Here is a 23,139-nt window from a genome sequence, read left to right on the forward strand (position 1 = left end):
AAGAAACTGAAATATTGCACAAATTCAGCACGTTAAGAGTTAGACCAAACTCGAAAACCTGGCCGCTGGGAGGGCCGAATGGCCTCTTGGGACAAGAATTTGCAACTTTAGGGCGGACAGAAAGGGGAAATCGGGTACATTTAGCCGCTTTTGGCCCCTCCCCTGCCCCTGAATCGCCCCCGACTCGCGAGTCGCGTCGCCCGCTAAGTGACGGAATCGGGACGGAAACCCGGCTGACGCCGGGTCAGCGGGGCCTGTGGTTCGGAATCACGCCCGGCACGCGCAGAACCAGTAGCGCCAGGATCACCGCCATGTAGACCAGAGGCTCGATCTGGAAGCCCTTGGCCAGCAGGATGAAGTGCAGCGCGCCCAGCAGCGCAATCGCATAGACCGCGCGATGCAGCCGGCGCCAATTGCGTCCCATCTTCCGGATCGACAGGTTGTTCGAGGTAATCGCCAGCGGGATCATCAGAACGAAGGCCGCCATGCCGATGGTGATATAGGGGCGTTTCAGGATATCGGCCCAGATCTGAGCCGGGATCTGCACATCCAGCACCAGCCAGACCAGCAGGTGCCCCAGTATATAGAAGAAGGCCAGCAGCCCGACGGCCCGGCGATACTTCAGCAGGCTGATCCCCGTCAGTCGCCGCAGCGGCGTGACCACCAGCCCGGCGATCAGGAGCCACAGCCCCCATTCGCCCATCTGGTGTTCCATGTCCTTGACCGGGTCCACCCCGAGCTGCCCGGTGACCCCCGCCCAGAACAGCCAGGCCGGCGGCAGCGCCCCCAGTATATAGAGAGGCCAGGCCGGCACCCGCCGCAGGGCACGGTTGACCGGGTCGCCGACAGTGGCGCGAAGCGTGGCTGTGACCATGGCTCAGTAGTTCTTGCTCAGGTCCATGCCGGCATAGAGAGAGGCAACCTCCTCGCCGTAGCCGTTGAACATCTCGGTGTCGCGGCGCGATCCGAAAAGGCCGGCGCCGATCACCCGTTCCGTGGCCTGGGACCAGCGCGGATGACTGACCTCGGGGTTCACGTTACTATAGAAGCCGTACTCGCGGTAATTGGCGTCCTTCCAGCTGGTGAAGGGCTGCTCTTCCTGCAGCGTGATCCGCACGATGCTCTTGATCCCCTTGAAGCCGTACTTCCATGGCACCACCAGGCGCAGCGGCGCGCCATTGGGATTGGGCAGGTCCTTGCCATAGACCCCGGTGGCCAGGATTGTCAGCGGATGCATCGCCTCGTCCAGGCGCAACCCCTCGCGATAGGGCCAGTCGAGCACCGGGCGCTGCACGCCGCGCATCTCGTCCGGGCGATAGGCGGTTTCGAAGGCCACGTATTTCGCCGAGGGCCGCACACCGACCTGGTCGAGCAGCTCGGACAGCATGAAACCATTCCAGGGGATCACCATCGACCAGGCCTCGACGCAGCGCAGGCGATAGATGCGCTCCTCGATGGTCTTGCCCTTCAGGATATCCTCGAGCCCGTAGGTGCCGGGCTTGTCGACCATGCCGCTGATCTCCACCGACCAGGGCGAGGTAACCAGCGCATCTGAATAGCGCGCCGGATCTTCCTTGCCGGTGCCGAACTCGTAGAAATTGTTGTAGTTGGTGATCTCTTCGAAGGTATTGGGCTCAAGCCCCTGCGGCGCGGCCAGGGCCGGCCCGGCGATCGCGCCAAGACCCGCGCCCATGGCCCCCGCCATGATCTGGCGACGGTTCATGTAGACGCCCTCGGGGGTGACGTCATTCTCGGTCAGCTTGTCTTTCCAGGGACGGGTCCACGTACGGGTCGAACGGCTGGGCATGTCGGCTCCTCCTGTTACAGGCATTGCTGTATCTACGAAGTAACCCGGCCCGCAGTTTCATCAAAATGAGGTTTGATAACTTCTGCGTGCCGTAGCGGAAACATTTCACCCGGCCGTTGCCGGCCCGCAGGCCCGCCCGGCGCTCAGCCGGGCCCATGACCCGGGCCCCATGCCCCTCCGCCTCGGGCCGCTCAGCTCGGGCCGCTCAGCTCGGGCCGGTCACGTGATCCTGCCGGCGGTCGGGGGCCTCGACGGGGGCCTTGTTGGGCGACAGGTGCGGCGGCATGTTGTCGTCGTAGCTGGGGCGGATCTTGCGCAGCACCACGGAATCGCCGTTGGCCTGCACCACCCGCACATGGCGCCGTCGCATCAGCCGCGGCTCGGCCACGCCGACGGAATGGGCGATCATCTCGACCTCGTGCACCACGGCGCGGGCGAAATTCGCCACCTTCATGTACTTCTTTTCCACCACCAGGCCGCGCTGCAGGCGCAGGTCATGGGTGGTGATGCCCGTGGGGCAGGTGTTCTTGTTGCACTTCAGCGCCTGGATGCAGCCCAGCGAGAACATGAAGCCCCGCGCCGAGGTCACGAAATCCGCACCCGCGCAGATCGCCCAGGCCACGTCACCCGGGTTCACCAGCTTGCCGCTGGCGATGATCCGGATGCGTTCCTTCAGGCCGTGGCGGTCGCGCAGGTCGACCATGCGCAGCAGCGCCTCGCGCAGGGGCATGCCCACCATGTCCATCAGCGGCATCGGCGCGGCGCCGGTGCCGCCCTCGCCGCCGTCGATGGTGATGAAATCGGGCGCGCTCTCGACCCCGCGCTGCAGGATCTTGTCAAAGAGCTCCTCCCAGGCCTCGGAAGACCCGATCACCGTCTTGAAGCCCACCGGCTTGCCGGTCACCTCGCGGATATGCGCGATCATGTCCAGAAGATCGTCGAAATCGTCGATCTCCTTGTGGCGGTTGGGAGAGACGGCGTCCTTGCCCTTGGGCACGCCGCGGATCTCGGCGACCTCGTCGTCGATCTTGGCCGCGGGCAGGATGCCGCCCTTGCCGGGCTTGGCGCCCTGCGCCAGCTTCAGCTCGAACATCTTCACCTGCGGGCGGGCGGCCACGGCGCGCAGCTTCTCGTCGCTCAGGTTGCCGTCGTGATCGCGCACGCCGAACTTGGCGGTGCCGATCTGCATGACGATATCGCAGTCCGACACCAGGTGATGCGGCGACAGCCCACCCTCGCCGGTATTCAGCCAGATGCCGGCCGCCTTGGCGCCCTTGCTCAGCGCCTCGACCGCGGGCTGCGACAGCGCGCCAAAGGACATGCCGGAGATATTGTATATTGAGGGCGCCAGATAGGGATGGCGCGTGTAGGGCCCGATCTCCAGCGGCTTGGTCTGGGCAAACTGGTTGTCCAGCGGCGGAAAGACCGCGTTGACGAAAATCGGCGTGCCCGGCACCGAGAGGTTGCGGGTGGAGCCGAAGGCCACCGTGTTGTCCGCGCCCTTGGCCGCATTGTAGACCCAGTCGCGCTGCGCCCGGTTGAAGGGCATCTCCTCGCGATCCATGGCAAAGAAGTACTGCCGGAAGAATTCGCCCAGCTTGGTGAACAGCCCCCGGAACCGCCCGATCAGCGGATAGTTCCGCCGGATCGCGTCCTCGCGCTGGCCCAGGTCCATCAGCGTCATGATCACGACGGTCGCCACGGCCAGCCCGATGGCAAGCACGAAAAAGAAGACCATCCATTCCACGACCGGCGCGATGAAAGCCATTGTTTCCCCCTGTGACGGCGTTCTGCCCTAGCGGCACAATGCGGTCCCCCGGGTTCATGGGCAACCGTAGATTTCGGATGTCGGTGCCGGAATCTTGCAGCAGATTCAAAAAATTCGCTGACAAAAACGTTATTGGACCCGCGGGAAACCCCGAGCTTAGCCCGCCCCTGCCGATTTCAATACCGACTTTCCCGGAAATTCAATTCATCCGCAGCACTGGGGGCGCCGTACCCCGATCAGTGCCACGAACGGCACCGACACTCACAGTCACACCTGACCTTCGGAGGATATGAAGACATGCTGAAACGTACTTTCCTGAGCCTGAGCGCCGCCGCCTTCCTCGCAACCCCCGCCCTGACCGTTCCGGCCCTCGCCGACCATCACATGGGCAAGGACGTCGTCGATACGGCCGTCGAGGCCGGTGACTTCACCACCCTCGTCGCCGCGGTCCAGTCCGCCGGCCTGGTCGACACGCTCAAGGGCGACGGCCCCTTCACCGTCTTCGCCCCCACCGACGAGGCCTTTGCCAAGCTGCCCGAGGGCACCGTCGATGACCTGCTCAAGCCCGAGAACAAGGACAAGCTCGCCGCCATCCTGACCTATCACGTGGTCCCGGGCGAAGTGACCTCGGCCGACCTGTCGGACGGCATGATGGCCGAAACCGTTGAAGGCGAGGACGTGACCATCGAGCTTGGCGACAAGGTCATGGTCAACGATGCCACCGTCACCACCCCCGACATCGAGGCCTCCAACGGCGTGATCCACGTGATCGACACCGTGCTGATGCCGCAGATGTAAGGCCAGCCGCGGCCCGGCTCCCGGGCCGCAACTGCCCGGTTCCGCGTCATTTTCGCCGCGGAACCGGCGCCATCTACCGCCCTGCCCCGACCAGCCCTTGCCGCGCTCCGCCGATCACGGCATCTGGGCGCAAAAGGAGCAGCTCATGCGGATTTATCTCGCCGGACCCGACGTCTTTCACCCCGATGCCCTCGCGCTCGGTGCCGCGAAAAAGGCGATCTGTGCCGAATTCGGCCTGACCGGCGTGTTCCCCTTCGACGAGGATGTGCCCAGCGACGGTCTCTCGCCCGCCGAACACGGGCTGGCAATCTCCCGCAAGGACTTCCGCCTCGCGCAGTCCTGCGATGCCACCATCGTCAACCTGACGCCCTTCCACGGCCCTTCGATGGACGTCGGCTCCGCGGTCGAACTCGGCTACATGCTCGGGCTGGGCCGGCTGCTCTTCGGCTATTCCAACACCCCGCAGCCCTTCAACGACCGGGTGATCGCCGCCTATGGCACCGCGCCGGACGATGCCGAACGCACCCCCGACGGCATGAGCATCGAGAGCTTCGGACTGACAGACAACCTGATGGTCGACGGCGGCATCATTGCCGGTGGTGGCCGGGTCCTGCACCCCGAGGGCACAACGGCCCTGCGGTTCGAGGACCTCTCCGTCTTCCGCCGCTGCGTCGCGGCCCTGCACGAAAGCCTGCCCTCCGGGCACTGACGCCCCGGCACGGACCACTGAAACCCAAGATCACGCTTGATTTTGGGCCGACTACACGGACACAGTCTTTCAAAACCATACTCTGGCTCGGGGTTGCGGCCCCGGCGCCTCACCCCTTTTCCGAAACAACGACATCGCTTGCCATGGGCCCTCTTGCCAATATCCATATCGACCTTGCCGACCGTTTCATCGGCACCCTGTCGCCAGAGGATTGCATGGACGTACTCGCGGATACGGTTGCGCCCTATGGCTACTGCCGTTTCCACTACACCCATGCCACCATCGCCCCGGACGGGCAGGTCGAGACCATCGTGCGCCTGTCGCGCATGGGCCGCGCCTACGAGGAAAGCTGGGCCGCCGATGCCCACCGCATGGACGACCCGTTCGTCTTTCATTGCCTGCGAGAGGACAGGCCAAAATTCTGGTCCGAGCTGAAGGACGACTACAACCGTCCCGAAATGACCGATGCGCACCGGCTGAAAATCGACAGCATCGTGGATTTCGGCCTTACCGCCGGGTTCACCAAGCGCCTGCGCCGCTTTGCCCTGGGGCGCAGCTGCTATTATTCCGGCATCAGCCTGGTGCAGAGCGTCGGAGCCAGGGCCGAGGATCACGACCGCGCCTTCCAGGAGCTGTCGCCCTATCTCGGCGTCGTGCTCGAACATTTCATCTCGAGCCTCGACCTGGCCCGCACGGCGCGGGCCCATTACGACATCAACGATCGCGAATACGAGGTGCTCGGCCTGCTCTGCGAGGGCTTACAGGTTCAGCAGATCGCCGACCGAATGTCTCTGGCAGACCGCACCGCCGCGCATCACCTCGCCGCCCTGCGCCGCAAGCTCAATGCCCAGAGCAATGCCCATGCCGTCGCCATCGCGATGAAGAGCCAGCTGATCTGAGGCTGTCGGAAAAGAGGGCCGGCGGGGTGGATCTGCGCAGGTCCGGAGGCAGGAACGGCTCCCGAAGTGCCGTTCCTGCCCCCATGCGACTGACATCATGAAAATCGGTGTCCCAACCGTACTTCACTCTGCGCCTTATCCAGGTTTCGGGCAATTGCGCAAAACTGCAATCGCACCTGCACAGATGCCAAAGGCCAATGAAAAAAGGCCCCGCGCGATGGCGGGGCCTTTTCCTTTTTCCGGGCGGCTCAGTGTACCGTGGCCTCATGGGGAGCGTCGCGGTCGCTCGTGCCCAGGCGGTTGCCGATGATCAGCCCGTCGGGGCCCGCGGTCACCGGCACGGTGTCGCCATCCTTGATGTCGCCGGCAAGGATCGCCTCGGCCAGCGGATCCTGCAGGGCACGCTGGATCACCCGCTTCAGCGGCCGGGCGCCGAACACCGGGTCGTAACCCTCGTCAGCCAGCCAGGTGCGCGCATCCTGATCCAGCACCAGCTCGATCTTGCGACCGGCAAGCCGCTTGAGCAGCCGTGCCATCTGGATGTCGACGATACCGTCCATGTCCTCGCGGCCCAGCCGGTCGAACACGATGATCTCGTCGAGACGGTTCAGGAACTCGGGGCGGAAGTGGGCCCGCACCGCATCCATCACGTCGCGTTTCGCCTCGGCGGCATCCGCGCCGTCGGGCAGCCGGCTCAGCGCCTGGGCACCCAGGTTCGAGGTCAGCACGATCATCGTCTGCTTGAAGTCGACCGTGCGGCCCTGGCCATCCGTCAGAACCCCGTCGTCCAGCACCTGCAACAGCACGTTGAAGACATCCGGGTGCGCCTTCTCGACCTCGTCGAACAGGATCACCTGGTAGGGGCGCCGGCGAACGGCCTCGGTCAGCACGCCGCCTTCGTCATAGCCGACGTATCCCGGCGGGGCACCGATCAGCCGCGCGACGCTGTGTTTCTCCATGAACTCGCTCATGTCGATCCGCACCATCGCGTTGTCGTCGTCGAAGAGGAACTCCGCGACAGCCTTGGTCAGCTCGGTTTTACCCACGCCCGTCGGGCCGAGGAACAGGAAGCTGCCCAGCGGCCGCCCCTCGTCGTTCAGCCCGGCACGGGCCCGGCGCACGGCATTGGCCACGGCGCGCACGGCGGCATTCTGGCCGATGACGCGCTTGTGCAGCCCGTCTTCCATGCGCAGCAGCTTGTCGCGCTCGCCTTCCAGCATCTTGGCCGTCGGGATACCCGTCCAGCGTTCGACCACCTGGGCGATCTGCTCCGGACGCACGGCTTCCTCGACCATGACCTCGCCTTCGGCCTCGGCGGCCTCGGCCTCGCCCACCTGCTTCTCAAGCTGCGGGATCACGCCATAGGACAGTTCCCCTGCCTTCGCCAGGTCGCCGTTCCGCTTCGCGATCTCCAGGTCGGCACGTGCCCGGTCGAGCTGTTCCTTCAGTTCGCGGGCAGAGGCCAGCTTGTCGCGCTCGGCCTGCCACTTGGCCGTCATCGCGTCGGCCTTCTCCATCATGTCGCCCAGCTCCTGCTCCAGCTTTTCAAGCCGGTCCTTGCTGGCCGCATCGTCTTCCTTCTTCAGGGCCTCGGCCTCGATCTGCAGCTGCAGGATATGCCGGTCCAGCTGGTCCAGCTCCTCGGGCTTGCTGTCCACTTCCATCCGCAGACGGCTGGCGGCCTCATCGACAAGGTCGATGGCCTTGTCCGGCAGGAACCGGTCCGTGATATAGCGGTTCGAGAGCGTGGCAGCCGCCACCAGGGCGCTGTCGCTGATCCGCACCCCGTGGTGCAGCTCGTATTTCTCCTTGATGCCCCGCAGGATCGAGATCGTGTCCTCGACCGTCGGCTCGGAAACCATCACCGGCTGGAAGCGGCGGGCCAGGGCGGCGTCCTTCTCGACGTACTTGCGGTACTCGTCGAGCGTCGTCGCACCGACACAGTGCAGCTCCCCGCGCGCCAGTGCAGGCTTGATCAGGTTGGCGGCATCCATGGCACCGTCGGTCTTGCCGGCGCCGACGAGGGTATGCATCTCGTCGATGAACAGGATGATCTCGCCCGCTGCCGCCTCGATTTCCTTCAGGATCGCCTTCAGGCGCTCCTCGAATTCACCGCGGTATTTCGCACCGGCAATCAGGCTGCCCATGTCCAGCGCCAGCAGGCGCTTGTTGCGCAGGGATTCCGGCACGTCGCCGTTGATGATGCGCAGGGCAAGGCCCTCGGCGATGGCCGTCTTGCCGACGCCGGGTTCGCCGATCAGCACCGGGTTGTTCTTGGTCCGGCGGCTCAGCACCTGCATGGCACGACGAATCTCGTCGTCCCGGCCGATGATCGGGTCGATCTTGCCCTCTTCGGCGGCCTTGGTCAGGTCGCGGGCATATTTCTCCAGCGCTTCAAAGGTATCCTCGGCGCTGGCCGTATCGGCGGTGCGCCCCTTGCGGATCTCGTTGATGGCCGCGTTCAGCTTCTGCGCCGACACGCCGCCGGCATCCAGCGCATCCTTAGCGCCCGATTTCACCAGCGCAAGCGCGGTCAGCAGCCGTTCGACCGGCACGAAGCTGTCCTTGGCCTGCTTGGCCACCTTCTCGGCCTCGGCAATCACCTTGACCGTCTGGTTGTCCATGTAGGTCTGGCTGGCGTCACCGCCCACGACGGGGATCTTGCCCAATGCAAGATCGGTCGCCTGCACCACGGCAGCCGGGTCGCCCCCGGCCTTGCGGATCAGGTTGCTGGCGAGGCCTTCCTCGTCATCCATCAATGCTTTCAGAATGTGTTCCGGCAGCAGCCTCTGGTGGCTCTCCCGAATGGCGATCGTCTGCGCTGCCTGGATGAAACCGCGCGACCGCTCCGTGAACTTGCTCAAGTCCATGGCATATCTCCTTTTCCAAGCGTCCCATTTGCCGGCACCCTCGCTAGGCATACCGGGCTCGGAACCTCCTGAATTGAGATGGGAATGCCTCACGGCGCAGTCAAGCGCATGTGACAGGAAAAACGGAACCTTGAGCAGACCTGGACCGTTTTACACGCAATACGAGTGATTACATCCGACGAACACATCGACGAACCGTTCGCCCGCGCCGGAGAAGGCAGGAAAGGGCACAGGAGGTTTCCATGAAAGATACACGCACCCGGATCTCGGCCATCCGCTACAACCCGGCCGAACGCAGCTTCGAGGCCTCGGTCACCCTCTTCGATCGCGGAGAGGCCTTTACCTACCCGGTCTCGCTGCGCGCGCCGATGACCACCGAATACGAGGACGTCAGCCGCTCAATCACCGAGCTGGCCCAGCGTCGTCACGCCCGCCAGGACGGCGGTCTGCACAGCCACCACCGCACCGCCGGCGCACCGCTCGGCCTCGATCAGCTGCCGGCTGCCGTGCAACAGGCCACCTCGGCGCTCTGGGACCGGCTGCTGAACCGCGCCGCCTGAAGGGCGGCGCGTCCTTTGCCCTTCCCACACTCCGCCCCTGGCCTGTTTTCCAGGGGGCCTGTTTTTTGGGGGGGAGGTATTTGGGTGGCTGTATTTTTGGAGGGCCTGTGCGTCAGGGGGCCTGTATGTTAGGCTGTCCCCGGTATGCTTGACCCCGCGCGCCAGCTGCGCAACAGGGAGACCGAGAGACTTTCCCATTCCTCAGCCCAGGACACCGCCGATGACCGCCGCCCAGATCGACGCCCAGACCGTCAACCCGACCGACGCAGCAGCCGAAACCAGGGATCGCCTGATCGTCGCCCTCGATGTGCCCAATGCCCTCGAGGGGCTGCAGATGGCCGAACGCATCGGCGATGCCGCCACCTTCTACAAGATCGGCCTGGGCATGCTGACCGGCGGCGGCCTGGCCCTCGCCAACGAGCTCAAGCAGGAACACGGCAAGCGCATCTTCCTCGACATGAAGCTATTCGACATCGGCGCCACGGTGGAAAAGGCCGTGCGTGGCCTTGCGCAGTTCGATCTCGACTTCCTCACCGTGCACGGCGATCCGCACGTGGTGCGCGCCGCCAAGGAAGGCGCCGCCGGCTCGCAGACCAAGATCCTCGCCGTCACCATCCTCACCTCGCTCGATCGCGGCGACCTCGATGACAGCCTGCTCGTCACCGGCACCCCACGCGAGCTGGTGATCGAACGCGCCGCCCGGGCCTTCGAGGCCGGCGCCGACGGCATCATCTGCTCGCCGCAGGAAGCCGCTGCCGTGCGCGCCCTGCCCGGCGCGGCAGGCCGGCTGATCGTCACCCCCGGCGTCCGCCCGGCCACCTCGGCCAGCGACGACCAGAAGCGTATTGCCACGCCGCGCACCGCGATCAACGACGGCGCCGACCACATCGTGGTGGGCCGCCCGATCTGGCGCGCCGAAGATCCCCGTGCCGCCGCGCGCGAGATCCAGCACGAGATCGCCACGGCGCACGAGACCGACACCAGTTTCCGCTGATTGCCCGAGTCCGATGCCTCCGGCGGGGATATTTTTGGCCAGATGAAAGAGCGCGACGGCTCTTCATCATCTGGCCGGAAGTATCCCGGGGGAATCGGCGCAGCCGATGGGGGCAGCGCCCCCTGCCTGGCCTGCGTCAGGTGCTTCGGCTCAGGTACTCCGAAAGCCGTTCCCGAAACGTCTCGATGGCCTTGGGATGCGCGGCGTATTCCGCCGCGCTCATCAATCGCCACTCCTGCCCCTCGTCGCCAAGGCGCACTTCCGCGCCCCGCGCCTCGGGCAGATGCGCCGCAAAGAACCAGACCTCCTCGACGGTGCCCTCCAGATAGACCCGGCCATAGCCCAGCTCCTTAGGCTTCAGGCTCAGCCCCAGCTCCTCGCGCGTCTCGCGCAGCACGCAGTCCACGGCACTTTCGCCCGCCTCGCGGCCACCACCGGGGAAATCCCAGTGCGCGGGATGGGGAATATGGGCGAAATCGTCGCGCAGGATCACCGCCAGCCGGTCGCCCAGAAAGAGCGCCAGCTTGGCGCCGCGGACGGGCCGCGCGCGGTCGAATGCCTTTTCGGAAATGCCGGTTTGCCTGCTCATGCGCCGGGTATATCATGGAGCGGTAACAAATTCTCACCCCGCGTGCCGCCCCGATGCCCCGCATCCCCGGCCTTCCGAAGGTCCCCATGGACGCCCTCTGCCGCGATTGCCTGACCGAGTTTCCCGCGCCCCGGCGCCAGGGCAGCCGCTGCCCGGCCTGCGGCTCGCCGCGCACCATCGCGCACGAAGAGCTGATGTCGCTCTCCATCGCGCACATGGATTGCGACGCATTCTATGCCTCGGTCGAGAAACGCGACAATCCCGATCTGGCCGCGAAACCGGTGATCATCGGCGGCGGCAGGCGCGGGGTGGTCTCCACCGCGTGCTACGTCGCGCGGATTCGCGGCGTGCGTTCGGCCATGCCGATGTTCCAGGCGCTGAAACTCTGCCCCGACGCGGTGGTGATCCGCCCGCGCATGTCCGCTTATGTCGAGGCCTCGCGCCAGATCCGCGCCATGATGGAGGAGCTGACGCCCGCCATCGAGCCGCTCTCGCTGGACGAGGCCTTTCTCGACCTCACCGGCACCGCCCGCCTGCACGGGCGCCCGCCCGCCGTCATGCTGGCACGACTTGTGAAACGCATGCGCGACGAGCTCGGCCTCACCGGCTCCGTCGGCCTGTCGCACAACAAGTTCCTGGCCAAGATCGCCTCCGATCTCGACAAGCCGCACGGGTTTTCCGTGATCGGTCAGGCCGAGACGCTCGATTTCCTCGCCGAGAAACCGGTGCGCATGATCTGGGGCGTCGGCGCCGCCGGCCAGGCCTCGCTCGACAAGGCCGGGATCCATACCTTTGCCGACCTGCGCCGCTGGGACCGGCGCGATCTCGCGGCGCGCTTCGGCGCCATGGGCGACCGGCTCTGGCACCTCGCCCGCGGCGAGGACAACCGCCGCGTCTCGCCGCACAGCCCGGTCAAGTCGATCTCGAACGAGACCACCTTCTTCGAGGACACCTCAGACCCGGACCTGCTCGACGGCCATCTCTGGCGCCTGGCCGAAAAGGTCGCCGACCGCGCCAAGGCCAAGGACCTTGCCGGGCGCACCGTCACGCTCAAGCTCAAGCGGACGAATTTCTCGCTGATATCGCGGCGCCACTCCCTCCGCGACAGCACCCAGATGGCCGACCGCATCTACCGAGAGGCCCGCGCCCTCTTTGATGCCGTGGGCGATCAGGGCCCCTACCGGCTCATCGGCACCGGGCTGTCCGATCTCACTCCTGCCGGCGATGCCGATCGCAGCGCCGACCTCCTGGATCCCGATGCTGCCCGCCGGGCCCGGGCCGAACGCGCCACCGACGCGATTCGCACCCGCTTCGGCGAGAGCGCGATCCTGAAGGGCCGCGCCCTGCGCTGACCCCTCCCGTTTCCCTGTTGGAAATATCCGCGCCGCAGGCTGGCGCGGGCCACCGCGCCATGCGCCTATTCGGCCGCCAGCGGCACCGCCCGGCGTCCAAGCGCCGCCAGCTCGCCCGTGACCCCCCGGATCAGGGCCGCGAAGGCCGCAAAATCGCTGCGCTTCTCGATTCGCTTCTCGTCCATGTAGAGCGACCGGTCGATCTCGATCTGCACCGCGTGCTGGTTGCGGCTGGGCCGCCCGTACTGCTGGGTCACATAGGCTCCGGCAAAGGGCGCGTTGCGCACCACCACCAGCCCGGCATCGGTAAAGATCGCCTCGATCCGGTCGACAATGTAACTGTCCGCCGAGGCGCCGAAACGGTCGCCGATCACCACGTCTGGCCGGCGGCGGGCATTGCGCGCCACCCCGTCGAGCGCCTCGCGCGGCATCGAATGGCAATCCAGCAGAATCGCCTCGCGGAACCTGCGGTGCGCCTCGCCCAACAGCTCCTGCAGCACCCGATGATAGGGCCTCCAGGCCCAGTCCAGCCGCGCCTCGGCTTCTTCCATGGTGATCTTGCCGTGATAGATCGGCTGCCCGCCGGCCACGACGCGGGGAATCACCCCGAGACCGGAGGCGATTCGCGGGTTGTGACCGCGCCGCCGCGCGCCGTCGACCACTGCCGGGTCCAGCTCGTCCACCGCACGGTTCAGATCCACGTAGGCCCGCGGCGCCCGCGCGCAGAGGAACGGCGCCCCCTCGGCCACGGCGCCGGCAAAGAGGTCATCTATATAGGCATCTTCCGAAGATCGTATCTGCAGCCCGTCCAGACGGCTCCTTTCCACCATGTCACGCGGGTATTCGCGCCCGCTGTGAGGCGAGGCGAAGACGACGCTGGTGGTGACCTGCGGGGGCCGAAAGAGATCGAAGGAGGAAGGGGGCATGGCAACTCCGAAAGCCTCCCGATATTAGCGCAAAAAAACCTTGCCAAAAGCCCCTTGATCCCGCCCCCGACTCCTTTTATACGACCCGAACCGGCGCGGAGCTCCCGCGCTCCTTTTTTTGAAAAGAGCTAACTTTTCAAGTGGGGAGCAGCTTCGAATCGGCCAGTGGGCGGTTAGCTCAGCGGTAGAGCACTTCGTTGACATCGAAGGGGTCACAAGTTCGATCCTTGTACCGCCCACCACGATATTCACCGGATCAGGGCATCGCCCGGATCCATCCGCGAAACTGGCGCTTGCCGCGCCGCGACATGAGGAGATGGACATGAAGGTTCGTAACTCGCTCCGCTCGCTGAAGCAGCGCCACCGCGATTGCCGCGTCGTGCGCCGCAAAGGCCGCGTCTACGTTATCAACAAGACGCAACGCCGCTTCAAGGCCCGTCAGGGCTGAGGCTGCCAGCAGCAGGTACTTTCAAGAGGGTCGCGATTTCGCGGCCCTTTTGCTTTTCCGCACGCTTTTCGGCCTCGTATTCGGCCTCGTATTCGGCCGCAGGGCAGCGCCCGCATTGACACCCGCGTCCCGCGCCCCAATCTCCCTGCCATGGACGAAGCTCTTCTTTCCCGCCTGCGCCGGCACCTGGCCGACCGCGCCCCCGGTCCCTTCCACTTCCCAGAGCTCTACGGGCCCAACTGGGACGGCCTCTGGATCGGCGACCGCGTGCAACTCGGGCATCAGTTCCTGATGGCCGTGCGCGCGGGACATTTCCCAGGGGTCGAGGACAGCGGAGAAAAGAAGGGGGGCGGCCGCCTCTACCATTGGCGCGGGCTCTGAGAGTCATGGGCCGCAAGGGCTTCCCCCTCGCGCCATGAGTATTTTCGAAAAGATGAAAGAGGCAGGCGCAGCGCCCCCCTTCATCTTTCCCCAAATACTCAAGCCGCCCTCAGTCGTAGACGCGCTGGTCCTCGATCACCAGGCCGTCGTTCGGCAGGCTGCCCAGCGGCACCACCTCGATTCGCGCCTTCAGCTTAAGCGCCTCGATGATCGAGCCCTGATAGGCCTCGCCATCGCCGGCCTCGCTCTCGACCTGCACCACCATCACGTCCATCTCGCCCTCGCGCTGTGCGATCACCCGGGCGCGGCTGACCTCGGCGTGTTTCGCGACAAAGGCCGCCACCTGCTCGGGGCGCACGAACATGCCCTTGATCTTGGTGGTCTGATCGGCGCGGCCCATCCAGCCCTTGATGCGCAGGTTGGTGCGGCCGCAGGGGCTCTCTCCGGGCAGCACCGCGCTCAGGTCGCCGGTGCCGAATCGGATCAGCGGATAATCCGAGTTCAGCGTCGTCACCACCACCTCGCCCACCTCGCCGGGGGCCACCGGGATGCCGGTGCCGGGGCGCACGATCTCTATCACCACGCCCTCGTCGGCGATCATCCCCTCCATGGCCGCGCTCTCGTAGGCGATATTGCCGAGGTCCGCCGTGGCATAGCACTGCAGGCAGGTGATGCCGCGATCGGCATATTCCGCCCTGAGCGAGGGGAAGAGCGCTCCGCCCCCCACCGCCGCACGGGTGATCTTCAGCGCCAGGCCATCGGCCTCGGCGCGGTCGAGGATCACCTTCAGGTAATCCGGCGTGCCGGCATAGGCCGTGACGCCCAGGTCATGGGCCGCCCGCGCCTGCAGCTCGGTCTGCCCGGTGCCCGCGGGCAGCACTGCCGCCCCCACCGCCCGGGCACCGTTCTCGAAGATCATGCCCGCCGGCGTCAGGTGATAGCCAAAGCAGTTCTGCACGATGTCGCCCTTGCCGATGCCGCAGGCATGCAGGAACCGCCCCATCCGCCACCAGTCGTGGCTGGCTCCGCCCGGCTCGTAGATCGGCCCGGGGCTCTGGAACACATGGGCAAAGCCATGCACCGGCAGCGTCGTCAGCCCGCCCAGCGGCGCGCCGGGGCGCTGTTTCGCCACCAGGTCGCTCTTGCGCAGCACCGGCAGCGCGGCAAGGTCGGCCACCGTGCGCACCTCGCGCGAATCCACCGGGCCCAGCGCCTCGGCATAGCCCGGCAGGGCCTGCGCCGCTGCGATCTGCCGCGGCAGGTCACGCGCCAGCGCCGCCTCGCGGGCATCCTGGCTGCGCGTCTCCAGCGTATCGAAATAGCTCGTCATCTTTCCCTCCACCGCTCGCGGCACCCCCAAGGCACTCCCATGGGTCCAATCAGCTCAGCCAGCGTTTCCGCCGCCGGTACGACCGCACGTCGCGGAACGACTTGCGCCCCTCGTCCGACATGCCGAGGTAGAATTCCTTCACGTCCGGGTTCTCGCGCAGCTCCGCCGCCGGCCCGTCCATCACGATGCGCCCCGATTCCAGGATATAGCCGTAATGGGCGAATCGCATCGCCACGTTGGTATTCTGCTCTGCCAGCAGGAAGGTGACGCCCTCGTTCTCGTTCAGGCTCTTCACGATGCCGAAGATCTCCTCGACCAGCTGCGGCGCCAGCCCCATCGAGGGTTCGTCCAGCAGGATCATCTCCGGGCGCGACATGATCGCCCGGCCGATCGCCACCATCTGCTGTTCGCCGCCCGAGGTATAGCCGGCCTGGCTCTTGCGCCGCACCTTCAGCCGCGGGAAATAGGAATAGACCATCTCCAGGTCCTTCTCGATCTCTCCGCGCCCGGCGCCCCGGGTATAGGCGCCGGTCATCAGGTTCTCCTCCACCGTCAGGTGCTCGAAGCAGTGCCGCCCCTCCATCACCTGGATCACGCCGCTCTTCACCAGGCTCGCCGGGGCCTGGTCCTGGATGCGCGTGCCGCGATAGGTGATGCTGCCCTTGGTCACCTCGCCCCGCTCCGATTGCAGCAGGTTCGAGATCGCCTTCAGCGTCGTGGTCTTGCCGGCGCCATTGCCGCCCAGCAGCGCGGTGATCCCACCCTTGGGCACCGAGAGGCTCACCCCCTTCAGCACCAGGATCACGTGATTGTAGATAACCTCGATATTGTTCACATCCAGCAGGGTCTCGCCCTGCCCGCGCGCGTCCAGCATCGTGTCTCCCCCATGTTCCGGTGCCGGGCTCGTCCCGGCAACCGCAGGCCCCTGCCCGGCCCCCGCCTCCGGGGGCCGGGCCATTGATCAGTCGCAGCCCGGCGTGATGCCGTTCTCCTCGGCATAGGCGGTGCTGTCCGCGATGATCAGCGGGTTCAGCACCTCGTCGTCGGCCGGGTAGTAATCGGTGATCAGCGACCATTGCTGTGCCTTGGCATCCCATTGCGCCATGGCGCCATAGCCATCGCCGCCGTGGTTCTCGCAGGTCACCGTGAACTCCGGGCCAAAGCCCGGCAGGCCCAGCGCCGCCATCTTCTCCTCGGTGATCTCCAGCGCCTCCATTCCGTCGCGCATCTGCGCGGGCGTGATCGCGGCGGTTCCCGCCAGTTCCTGCGCCGTCTTCGCCGCCTCGGCCGCCAGCATTGCCGCGTACATGCCGCGGTTATAGAGCGCCGTGCCCAGCTGATCGCCGTTGCCTGCGGCCTTGCCCGCATCCACGACGTAGGTCTTCAGATCGTCGTAGACCGGGTAATCGGCCCCGAGGTTGTGGAAGGTCAGCGCCTTGTAGCCATCGGCGGCCTCGCCCGCGGGCAGCACGTCGTTCTCGGAGCCGCTCCACCAGATGCCGATCAGGTGGTCCATCGGATAGCGGATGTTCACCGCCTCCTGGACCGCCACCTGGTTCATCACGCCCCAGCCCCAGAGGATCGTGTAATCGGGCCGTTCGCGGCGCACCTGCAGCCACTGGCTCTTCTGCTCCTGTCCGGGGTGATCCACCGGCAGCAGCACCAGCTCGAAACCATGCTTCTTGCTCAGCTCTTCCAGCGTCCGGATCGGTTCCTTGCCGTAGGCCGAGTTGTGATAGACCAGCGCGATCTTCTTGCCCGAGAGGTCACCGCCCTCCTGGTCGAGGATATGGGTCACCGCGTGGCTCGCCCCGTCCCAGTAGTTGGCGGGATAGTTGAAGATGTTGCGGAAGACCTCGCCGTTCTTGGCGCTGGTCCGGCCATAGCCCATGGTGTGCACGGGGATCCCGTCGGCCGTGGCCTTGGGAATCAGCTGATAGGTGATCCCGGTCGAGAGCGGCTGGTACAGCAGGCTGCCCTCGTCCTTGGTCGCCTCATAGCATTCCACGCCCTTCTCGGTGTTGTAGCCGGTCTCGCATTCGATGACCCGGATCATCTCGCCGCCGATCCCGCCGTCGCGTTCGTTCAGCAGCGTCATGTAATCCTGGTAGCCGTCCGAGAACGGGATCCCGTTCGCTGCATAGGCCCCGGTGCGATAGCTCAGGTCCGGAAACACCAGCTCGGCCATGGCCGGGGCACTTACGCCCGCGATCAGCGCCGCCACCGCGGCGGTCACGAAAGTCTTCTTCATCGGTCTTATCCTCCCTGAATTATCCGATGATGTCCTGCGCCACGGGCTCCTCTTCCCCCGGCGCCGGCGTCTTGCTGGCCCGTCCTCAGTGCGGAAAGGGCCAGAGTCTCAGCTTTTCCTTTGCCACCCGCCACAGCTGCGCCAGCCCATGCGGTTCGGCCACCAGGAAGATGATGATCAGCGCACCCACGATCATGATCTCGAAATGCGCGGCCAGGTCCGTGGGCCATCCCATCGTGCCCACCAGCGTGTTCTTCAGCAGCACCGGCAGCAGCACCAGAAAGGCCGCCCCGGCGAGCGAGCCGAAGATCCGCCCAAGCCCGCCGATGATCACCATGAAGAGCACCAGGAACGACTTGTTGATGCCAAAGGCCTCGCCCACCTCCACCGCGCCCAGGTAGACCGAGAAGAACAGCGCCCCCGCGATACCCACGAAGAAGGACGACACCGCAAAGGCCGTCAGCTTGGCCCGCAGCGGGTTCACCCCGATGATCTCGGCGGCAATGTCCATGTCGCGGATCGCCATCCACTTGCGGCCCTGGGTGCCGCGGGTCAGGTTTCGCGCCACCACGGCGCTCGCCACCAGGAACACCAGGCAGAACAGGTACGTCGCCCAGGCATGGGTCGAGGGGCCGGTCACCGCCACGCCCAGAACGGTGCGCTCGGGTGCGTTGATCTGGCCGCTGGCCGAGTAGTTGTAGAACCACGGCACCCGGTTGAAGAGCCAGACCAGGAAGAACTGTGCCGCCAGAGTCACCACCGCCAGGTAGAACCCCTTGATACGCAGGCTCGGCAGGCCAAAGACCACCCCCACCATCGCGGTGATGCCACCGGCGATCAGGATGTGGAAAAAGATGTTCACCTCGGGAAAGGCCGTCATCAGCTTGTAGGTGGCAAAGGCCCCCACCGCCATGAAGCCCCCGGTGCCCAGGCTCACCTGCCCGCAATAGCCCACCAGGATGTTCAGCCCGATCGCCGCGATGGCATAGATCAGAAAGGGCAGCGCCACGGCGTTGGCCCAGTAATCGTTGATGAAGAACGGCACCACGCCAAAGGCCACGGCCAGCACCACCCAGACCGTTATCCGGTCGAACCGGATCGGAAAGGTCTGGCTGTCGGCCACGTAGCTCGTCTTGAAGTCCCCTGCCTCGCGATAGATCATCCTCTCACCCCTCCCCTTCCGTTTCCTTGATGGCCGCGCGCCGCTGAACCGGGCGCATCATGTTGCACAGCATCAGATAGGCCAGGATCCCCACCAGGAATCCCATTCCCGCCAGCGCGGCCGAGATCAGCGTATGCGTCTCGCCCCATTTGCCCGAGGTCAGCGCGATATAGCCGAACACCCAGAAGGCACCCCAGGCGACGATGTTCAGCACCGCGATCAGCTTCATCTTCATCACTCGTCTCCAACCTGCCCCCTTCCAGGCAACACACCGTCAAACCCGCTCGATGATGCGCTCCCCGAACAGGCCCTGCGGCCGCACGATCAGCACCAGCAGTGCCAGCACATAGGCAAACCAGTTCTCGGTCGCCCCGCCCACCATGGGCCCCACGGTGAACTCGAACAGCTTCTCGCCCACCCCGATGATCAGCCCGCCGATGATGGCGCCGGGGATCGAGGTGAAGCCGCCCAGCATCAGCACAGGCAGCGCCTTCAGCGCGATCAGGCTGAGGGAGAACTGCACGCCGGACTTGGTGCCCCACATGATGCCCGCCACCAGCGCCACGAACCCCGCGATTGACCAGACCAGCACCCAGATGAAATCCAGGCTGATGCCCACCGAGAGCGCCGCCTGGTGGTCGTCGGCCACCGCGCGCAGGGCCCGGCCCTGTTTCGAGTATTGCGAAAAGACCGTCAGGCCGATCACCAGCAGCGCCGCGATCACGCTCGCCCAGATATCCAGGTTGTCGATGAAGAAACCGTAGCCGAAGATCTCGAAGGTGGTGCCATCGATCCAGTCGTTGATCCCCTGCGGCAGGCCCACGTCCAGCTTCTTGATGTCTGCGCCCCACATCAGGTCGCCGAAACCTTCCAGGAAATAGGCCAGGCCGATGGTCGCCATGAACAGGATGATCGGATCCTGCCCCACCAGGTGGCGAAAGATCAGCTTGTTCACCAGCCAGGCCAGCAGCACCATCACCCCGGTCGTCAGGATGATCGCCGCCAGCGCCGGCACCGTCCAGCCGAAGGCATGCACGTCGGTGCCGAAGATCGCGTTGATCAGATGCGCAAAGGGCACCTGTCCCTCCATGATCCCCACCAGGGTCATCGCCGCGAAAAGCGCCATCACGCCCTGGGCGAAATTGAAGATGCCGCTGGCCTTGTAGATCAGCACGAAGCCCAAGGCGACCAGCGCATAGAGCACCCCCGCCATCAGCCCGTTGAGGAAGACTTCCATTCCATAGAGCAGCTGATCCGGCATCATACGTCCTCCCCGTTTTTCACGCCGCACGCCGCGCCGCTTTGCCCCCTGCGAAACGCCAGTGTTACTGACGTAAATGCTGCACTGCAGTACCGACGTGATACCGACGTAATACCGACGCGATACAGCCTGGGGGTTTTCACTGATTTTTCAGGTATTTCCGCGCTGCAGAACCTAATCATGGGCCACCCCCAGGTAGGCGTCGATAACAGCCTGATTGTTTCGCACTTCCTCGGGCGTTCCGTCGCCGATCTTCTTGCCGTAGTCCATCACCACAACGCGGTCGCTCAGGTCCATGACCACGCCCATGTCGTGCTCGATCAGCGCGATCGTCGTTCCGAATTCGTCATTAACATCAAGGATGAAGCGGCTCATGTCCTCCTTCTCCTCCACGTTCATCCCCGCCATCGGCTCGTCCAGCAGCAGCAGCGAAGGCTCGGCCGCCAGCGCCCGCGCCAGCTCGACCCGCTTCTTCAGGCCATAGGGCAAGGATCCCACGGGCTTTTTCCGGATGCTCTGGATCTCGAGAAAGTCGATGATCTTCTCCACCACCTCGCGGTTCTCCACCTCCTCGCGCCGCGCCTTCCCGCGCCAGATCGCCTGAGAAAACATCCCGGTTTTCATATGGTTGAGGCGCCCGGTCATGACGTTGTCGAGCACCGTCATCCCCTCGAAAAGGGCGATGTTCTGAAAGGTCCGCGCCACGCCCAGCCGTGCCACCTCATAGGGCCGCATCGCCGCGCGCTTCGCGCCCCGGTACCAGACCTCGCCCTCCTGCGGGTGGTAGAAGCCACTGATAACATTCAGCATCGACGATTTCCCCGCGCCGTTCGGCCCGATGATCGCCCGGATCTCGCCCTGCCGGATGTCAAAGGAAATGTCCTTGATCGCGACCACCCCGCCGAATTTCAGCGTGATGTTCCGCATCTCCATCATCACCCCGCCGATCCTGCGCCCATCCGCAGTAACATAGCCCTCGTCGTTCATGGCCGGCTCCGGTGTAACCATCTGTTGTGCAAGGCTCATTCCGCGGCCACCCCCATCGTGTTGCGGGGCGCGACCGCCGCATCGCACAGCGTCAGCGTCGCCGCGATATAGCCCTTGCGCCCATCCTCGTAGGTCACTTCCGTGCGCGTGCTGATGGTCTTGGACCCATCGTAAAGCGCCTGGATCAGGTCGTCGTATTTCTCCGCCACGATCTTGCGCCGCACCTTGCGGGTGCGGGTCATCTCGCCGTCATCGGCGTCCAACTCCTTGTGCAGCACAAGAAATCTGTGGATCTGGCACCCCGAGAGCATCTCGTCCTCGGCGACGGATCGGTTCACCTCCTCGACGTGGCCCCGGATCATTTCCAGAACCTGCGGGTGCCCGGCCAGCTCCTGGTAACTGGAGTAGGCGATATTGTTGCGCTCGGCCCAGTTGCCCACCGCGCCCAGGTCGATGTTGACGAAGGCGGTGCAGCGGTCGCGGCCATTGCCAAAGACCACCGCCTCTAGGATCGACGGATAGAACTTCAGTTTGTTTTCAACGTACTTGGGCGCAAACATGCTGCCGTCGGCCATCTTGCCCACGTCCTTGGCACGGTCGATGATCCGCAGGTGGCCACTGCCTTCCTCGATGAAACCGGCATCTCCTGTCGCCACCCAGCCCTCGGCATCCTTGGTCGAAGCGGTGCTGGCCTCGTTCTTGTAGTAATATTCGAACACGCCCGGCCCGCGATAGAAGACCTCGCCACTCGCATCGATGCGGATCTCCACTCCCGGAGAGGCCACGCCCACCGTATCGCTGCGCACCTCGCCGTCGGGCTGCTGCGCGATGAAGACGCTGGCCTCGGTCTGGCCATAGAGCTGCTTCAGGTTGATCCCCAAAGATCGATAGAAATCAAAGATTTCCGGTCCGATTGCCTCGCCCGCTGTGTAGCCCACGCGCACCCGGCCAAGGCCAAGCGTGTCCTTCAGCGGGCCGTAGATCAGCCGATTCCCCAAGGCATAGCGCAGCTTCTGCACGCCACTCACCGGCTTGCCGTCAAGGATCCTGGGCCCCACCTCACGCGCCAGTTTCAGGTAATGGTCAAAGAGCCATTTCTTCAGCTTCCCCGCGTCCTCCATCCGGATCATCACGTTGGTCAGCTGGGTCTCGAAGATCCGCGGCGGCGCAAAGTAGTAGGTCGGCCCGATCTCTCGCATGTCGGTCGCCAGGGTGAACTCGCTCTCAGGGCAGTTCACGCAGAAGCCGGTCCAGTAGGCCTGCCCAATGGAAAAGATGAAATCCCCCACCCAGGCCATCGGCAGGTAGGCCAGCACCTCTTCGCCCGGCCCCAAGTGGTCGAATTCAGAAGAGTTTTTCGAGGTTTCTATGATGTTGCGGTTCGACAGGACAACGCCCTTCGGCTTGCCCGTCGTGCCGGAGGTATAGAGCATCACGCAGACGTCGTCATAGGTGATGCCCGCCTGCCGCCGCTCCAGCTCGGGCGTCAGCTCGTCGCGCTTGTCGCGCCCTACGGCCTGCACACGGGCCAGCTCGTGCAGGTGGGCATGGTCATATTTCCGCATGCCTCGCGGATCGAGGTAGAGGATCTGTTCCAGACCAGGAAGCTGGTCATGCACATCCATGACCTTGTCCACCTGCTCCTGGTCCTCGGCGATGACAAAGCGCGCGCCGCAATGATCGAGGACATAGGCCATCTCTTCGGCTGCGCTGTCGGCATAAACGGGCACCGGACGTGCCCCGATCATCTGCGCCGCCACGATGGACCAGTAGAGATGCGGCCTGTTCGCGCCGACTATGGCAATGAAGTCATGCTGTTCGACGCCCAAATCCAGCAGGCCGAGGGCCAGGGCTCGTACCTCTTCACGGGTCTCGGCCCAGGTCCAGCTCTGCCAGATCCCGAATTCCTTTTCCCGATAGGCGGTCTTTTCGCCGAACGTCCGCGCATTGCGGTCCAGCAGGGCCGGCACGGATTGCTCCGTGCCGCCTGCCAGCTGCGAGATATCACTCACGCTGTCTCCTCCCTCTTTTCCAGCCCTCCCAAGCC

The 23,139-nt window shown here is 65.1% G+C and carries 22 protein-coding genes and 1 tRNA gene; 9 read left to right on the forward strand and 14 right to left on the reverse strand.

Annotated elements, in window-relative coordinates; translation table 11 throughout:
- Positions 1 to 244: 244 nt before the first annotated feature.
- The 3 genes from msrQ to AC0WR5_RS17895 all read right to left on the reverse strand — a co-directional run bounded on the left by msrQ (position 245) and on the right by AC0WR5_RS17895 (position 3,575).
- On the reverse strand, positions 245 to 874 hold the full coding sequence (msrQ, locus tag AC0WR5_RS17885) for a protein-methionine-sulfoxide reductase heme-binding subunit MsrQ (protein ID WP_475865161.1): 630 nt from the start codon (positions 872 to 874) through the stop codon (positions 245 to 247).
- 3 nt (positions 875 to 877) lie between these two features.
- Entirely contained in the window at positions 878 to 1,807 is a 930-nt protein-coding gene (msrP, locus tag AC0WR5_RS17890) for a protein-methionine-sulfoxide reductase catalytic subunit MsrP (RefSeq protein ID WP_475865162.1), read from the reverse strand.
- Between the two features lie 205 nt (positions 1,808 to 2,012).
- Positions 2,013 to 3,575, reverse strand: coding sequence for an FMN-binding glutamate synthase family protein (locus tag AC0WR5_RS17895; RefSeq protein ID WP_475865163.1), 1,563 nt, complete (start codon positions 3,573 to 3,575; stop codon positions 2,013 to 2,015).
- A gap of 297 nt (positions 3,576 to 3,872) precedes the next feature.
- On the opposite strand from AC0WR5_RS17895, the gene AC0WR5_RS17900 reads away from it, so the two are divergent.
- The 3 genes from AC0WR5_RS17900 (at position 3,873) to AC0WR5_RS17910 (ending at position 5,981) form a co-directional block, all read left to right on the forward strand.
- Positions 3,873 to 4,373, forward strand: a complete 501-nt coding sequence (locus tag AC0WR5_RS17900; protein WP_475865164.1) for a fasciclin domain-containing protein — start codon at positions 3,873 to 3,875, stop codon at positions 4,371 to 4,373.
- 145 nt (positions 4,374 to 4,518) lie between these two features.
- A complete protein-coding gene (locus AC0WR5_RS17905) occupies positions 4,519 to 5,082 on the forward strand; it encodes a nucleoside 2-deoxyribosyltransferase (protein WP_475865165.1) in 564 nt (187 codons plus the stop codon).
- 143 nt (positions 5,083 to 5,225) lie between these two features.
- On the forward strand, positions 5,226 to 5,981 hold the full coding sequence (locus AC0WR5_RS17910) for a helix-turn-helix transcriptional regulator (RefSeq protein ID WP_475865166.1): 756 nt from the start codon (positions 5,226 to 5,228) through the stop codon (positions 5,979 to 5,981).
- 248 nt (positions 5,982 to 6,229) lie between these two features.
- Here AC0WR5_RS17910 and clpB read toward each other — a convergent pair whose 3' ends face one another.
- On the reverse strand, positions 6,230 to 8,851 hold the full coding sequence (clpB, locus tag AC0WR5_RS17915) for an ATP-dependent chaperone ClpB (protein ID WP_475865167.1): 2,622 nt from the start codon (positions 8,849 to 8,851) through the stop codon (positions 6,230 to 6,232).
- Positions 8,852 to 9,093: 242 nt separating this feature from the next.
- Between clpB and AC0WR5_RS17920 the strand changes: the two genes are divergently transcribed.
- Both AC0WR5_RS17920 and pyrF read left to right on the forward strand, forming a co-directional pair.
- Positions 9,094 to 9,411, forward strand: coding sequence for a hypothetical protein (locus tag AC0WR5_RS17920; protein ID WP_475865168.1), 318 nt, complete (start codon positions 9,094 to 9,096; stop codon positions 9,409 to 9,411).
- Between the two features lie 220 nt (positions 9,412 to 9,631).
- Positions 9,632 to 10,405 carry an orotidine-5'-phosphate decarboxylase gene (pyrF, locus tag AC0WR5_RS17925; RefSeq protein WP_475865169.1) on the forward strand — a complete coding sequence of 258 codons (774 nt, stop codon included), beginning with the start codon at positions 9,632 to 9,634 and terminating at the stop codon, positions 10,403 to 10,405.
- Positions 10,406 to 10,541: 136 nt separating this feature from the next.
- Here the strand turns inward: pyrF and AC0WR5_RS17930 are convergent, their stop codons facing one another.
- Positions 10,542 to 10,994, reverse strand: a complete 453-nt coding sequence (locus AC0WR5_RS17930) for an NUDIX hydrolase (RefSeq protein WP_475865170.1) — start codon at positions 10,992 to 10,994, stop codon at positions 10,542 to 10,544.
- 86 nt (positions 10,995 to 11,080) lie between these two features.
- Between AC0WR5_RS17930 and AC0WR5_RS17935 the strand changes: the two genes are divergently transcribed.
- Positions 11,081 to 12,346 carry a DNA polymerase IV gene (locus AC0WR5_RS17935; RefSeq protein ID WP_475865171.1) on the forward strand — a complete coding sequence of 422 codons (1,266 nt, stop codon included), beginning with the start codon at positions 11,081 to 11,083 and terminating at the stop codon, positions 12,344 to 12,346.
- 65 nt (positions 12,347 to 12,411) lie between these two features.
- Here the strand turns inward: AC0WR5_RS17935 and AC0WR5_RS17940 are convergent, their stop codons facing one another.
- Positions 12,412 to 13,272, reverse strand: a complete 861-nt coding sequence (locus AC0WR5_RS17940) for an N-formylglutamate amidohydrolase (protein ID WP_475865172.1) — start codon at positions 13,270 to 13,272, stop codon at positions 12,412 to 12,414.
- A 167-nt stretch (positions 13,273 to 13,439) separates the two neighbouring features.
- On the opposite strand from AC0WR5_RS17940, the gene AC0WR5_RS17945 reads away from it, so the two are divergent.
- From AC0WR5_RS17945 to AC0WR5_RS17955, 3 genes are all read left to right on the forward strand, one after another.
- Positions 13,440 to 13,514 (forward strand) — tRNA-Val (locus tag AC0WR5_RS17945).
- A gap of 80 nt (positions 13,515 to 13,594) precedes the next feature.
- Positions 13,595 to 13,720, forward strand: coding sequence for a type B 50S ribosomal protein L36 (gene ykgO / locus AC0WR5_RS17950; protein WP_010141322.1), 126 nt, complete (start codon positions 13,595 to 13,597; stop codon positions 13,718 to 13,720).
- Positions 13,721 to 13,870: 150 nt separating this feature from the next.
- Positions 13,871 to 14,101 (forward strand): DUF1413 domain-containing protein, encoded by a 231-nt coding sequence (locus AC0WR5_RS17955; RefSeq protein WP_475865173.1) that lies wholly within the window; start codon positions 13,871 to 13,873, stop codon positions 14,099 to 14,101.
- A 109-nt stretch (positions 14,102 to 14,210) separates the two neighbouring features.
- Here AC0WR5_RS17955 and AC0WR5_RS17960 read toward each other — a convergent pair whose 3' ends face one another.
- The 8 genes from AC0WR5_RS17960 to AC0WR5_RS17995 form a co-directional block, all read right to left on the reverse strand.
- Positions 14,211 to 15,431, reverse strand: coding sequence for a phenylacetate--CoA ligase family protein (locus tag AC0WR5_RS17960; RefSeq protein WP_475865174.1), 1,221 nt, complete (start codon positions 15,429 to 15,431; stop codon positions 14,211 to 14,213).
- Between the two features lie 49 nt (positions 15,432 to 15,480).
- A complete protein-coding gene (locus tag AC0WR5_RS17965; protein WP_475865175.1) occupies positions 15,481 to 16,305 on the reverse strand; it encodes an ABC transporter ATP-binding protein in 825 nt (274 codons plus the stop codon).
- Between the two features lie 87 nt (positions 16,306 to 16,392).
- Positions 16,393 to 17,682, reverse strand: a complete 1,290-nt coding sequence (locus tag AC0WR5_RS17970) for an ABC transporter substrate-binding protein (protein WP_475865176.1) — start codon at positions 17,680 to 17,682, stop codon at positions 16,393 to 16,395.
- Between the two features lie 85 nt (positions 17,683 to 17,767).
- On the reverse strand, positions 17,768 to 18,844 hold the full coding sequence (locus AC0WR5_RS17975) for a branched-chain amino acid ABC transporter permease (protein ID WP_475865177.1): 1,077 nt from the start codon (positions 18,842 to 18,844) through the stop codon (positions 17,768 to 17,770).
- Positions 18,845 to 18,848: 4 nt separating this feature from the next.
- Entirely contained in the window at positions 18,849 to 19,079 is a 231-nt protein-coding gene (locus AC0WR5_RS17980) for a hypothetical protein (RefSeq protein ID WP_475865178.1), read from the reverse strand.
- 39 nt (positions 19,080 to 19,118) lie between these two features.
- Positions 19,119 to 20,105: a branched-chain amino acid ABC transporter permease gene (locus tag AC0WR5_RS17985; protein ID WP_475869060.1), complete on the reverse strand. Its 987-nt coding sequence runs from the start codon at positions 20,103 to 20,105 to the stop codon at positions 19,119 to 19,121.
- Positions 20,106 to 20,279: 174 nt separating this feature from the next.
- Positions 20,280 to 21,131 (reverse strand): ABC transporter ATP-binding protein, encoded by an 852-nt coding sequence (locus AC0WR5_RS17990; protein WP_475865179.1) that lies wholly within the window; start codon positions 21,129 to 21,131, stop codon positions 20,280 to 20,282.
- Positions 21,128 to 23,104, reverse strand: coding sequence for an AMP-binding protein (locus tag AC0WR5_RS17995; RefSeq protein ID WP_475865180.1), 1,977 nt, complete (start codon positions 23,102 to 23,104; stop codon positions 21,128 to 21,130). The genes AC0WR5_RS17990 and AC0WR5_RS17995 overlap by 4 nt, the downstream gene beginning before the upstream one ends.
- Positions 23,105 to 23,139 lie beyond the last annotated feature (35 nt).

The sequence above is a fragment of the Pseudooceanicola sp. DL12 genome (genome assembly GCF_056270665.1).

Bases quoted from the DNA above. Each gene is read 5' to 3' on its own strand.
- AC0WR5_RS17965 (WP_475865175.1), bottom strand. From the start codon at position 16,305: ATGCTGGACGCGCGCGGGCAGGGCGAGACCCTGCTGGATGTGAACAAT.
- AC0WR5_RS17980 (WP_475865178.1), bottom strand. From the start codon at position 19,079: ATGAAGATGAAGCTGATCGCGGTGCTGAACATCGTCGCCTGGGGTGCC.
- AC0WR5_RS17895 (WP_475865163.1), bottom strand. From the start codon at position 3,575: ATGGCTTTCATCGCGCCGGTCGTGGAATGGATGGTCTTCTTTTTCGTG.
- clpB (WP_475865167.1), bottom strand. From the start codon at position 8,851: ATGGACTTGAGCAAGTTCACGGAGCGGTCGCGCGGTTTCATCCAGGCA.
- AC0WR5_RS17920 (WP_475865168.1), top strand. From the start codon at position 9,094: ATGAAAGATACACGCACCCGGATCTCGGCCATCCGCTACAACCCGGCC.
- msrP (WP_475865162.1), bottom strand. From the start codon at position 1,807: ATGCCCAGCCGTTCGACCCGTACGTGGACCCGTCCCTGGAAAGACAAG.
- AC0WR5_RS17990 (WP_475865179.1), bottom strand. From the start codon at position 21,131: ATGAGCCTTGCACAACAGATGGTTACACCGGAGCCGGCCATGAACGAC.
- AC0WR5_RS17900 (WP_475865164.1), top strand. From the start codon at position 3,873: ATGCTGAAACGTACTTTCCTGAGCCTGAGCGCCGCCGCCTTCCTCGCA.
- AC0WR5_RS17905 (WP_475865165.1), top strand. From the start codon at position 4,519: ATGCGGATTTATCTCGCCGGACCCGACGTCTTTCACCCCGATGCCCTC.
- ykgO (WP_010141322.1), top strand. From the start codon at position 13,595: ATGAAGGTTCGTAACTCGCTCCGCTCGCTGAAGCAGCGCCACCGCGAT.
- AC0WR5_RS17935 (WP_475865171.1), top strand. From the start codon at position 11,081: ATGGACGCCCTCTGCCGCGATTGCCTGACCGAGTTTCCCGCGCCCCGG.
- AC0WR5_RS17985 (WP_475869060.1), bottom strand. From the start codon at position 20,105: ATGCCGGATCAGCTGCTCTATGGAATGGAAGTCTTCCTCAACGGGCTG.
- AC0WR5_RS17930 (WP_475865170.1), bottom strand. From the start codon at position 10,994: ATGAGCAGGCAAACCGGCATTTCCGAAAAGGCATTCGACCGCGCGCGG.
- AC0WR5_RS17960 (WP_475865174.1), bottom strand. From the start codon at position 15,431: ATGACGAGCTATTTCGATACGCTGGAGACGCGCAGCCAGGATGCCCGC.
- AC0WR5_RS17910 (WP_475865166.1), top strand. From the start codon at position 5,226: ATGGGCCCTCTTGCCAATATCCATATCGACCTTGCCGACCGTTTCATC.
- msrQ (WP_475865161.1), bottom strand. From the start codon at position 874: ATGGTCACAGCCACGCTTCGCGCCACTGTCGGCGACCCGGTCAACCGT.
- pyrF (WP_475865169.1), top strand. From the start codon at position 9,632: ATGACCGCCGCCCAGATCGACGCCCAGACCGTCAACCCGACCGACGCA.
- AC0WR5_RS17975 (WP_475865177.1), bottom strand. From the start codon at position 18,844: ATGATCTATCGCGAGGCAGGGGACTTCAAGACGAGCTACGTGGCCGAC.
- AC0WR5_RS17970 (WP_475865176.1), bottom strand. From the start codon at position 17,682: ATGAAGAAGACTTTCGTGACCGCCGCGGTGGCGGCGCTGATCGCGGGC.
- AC0WR5_RS17955 (WP_475865173.1), top strand. From the start codon at position 13,871: ATGGACGAAGCTCTTCTTTCCCGCCTGCGCCGGCACCTGGCCGACCGC.
- AC0WR5_RS17940 (WP_475865172.1), bottom strand. From the start codon at position 13,272: ATGCCCCCTTCCTCCTTCGATCTCTTTCGGCCCCCGCAGGTCACCACC.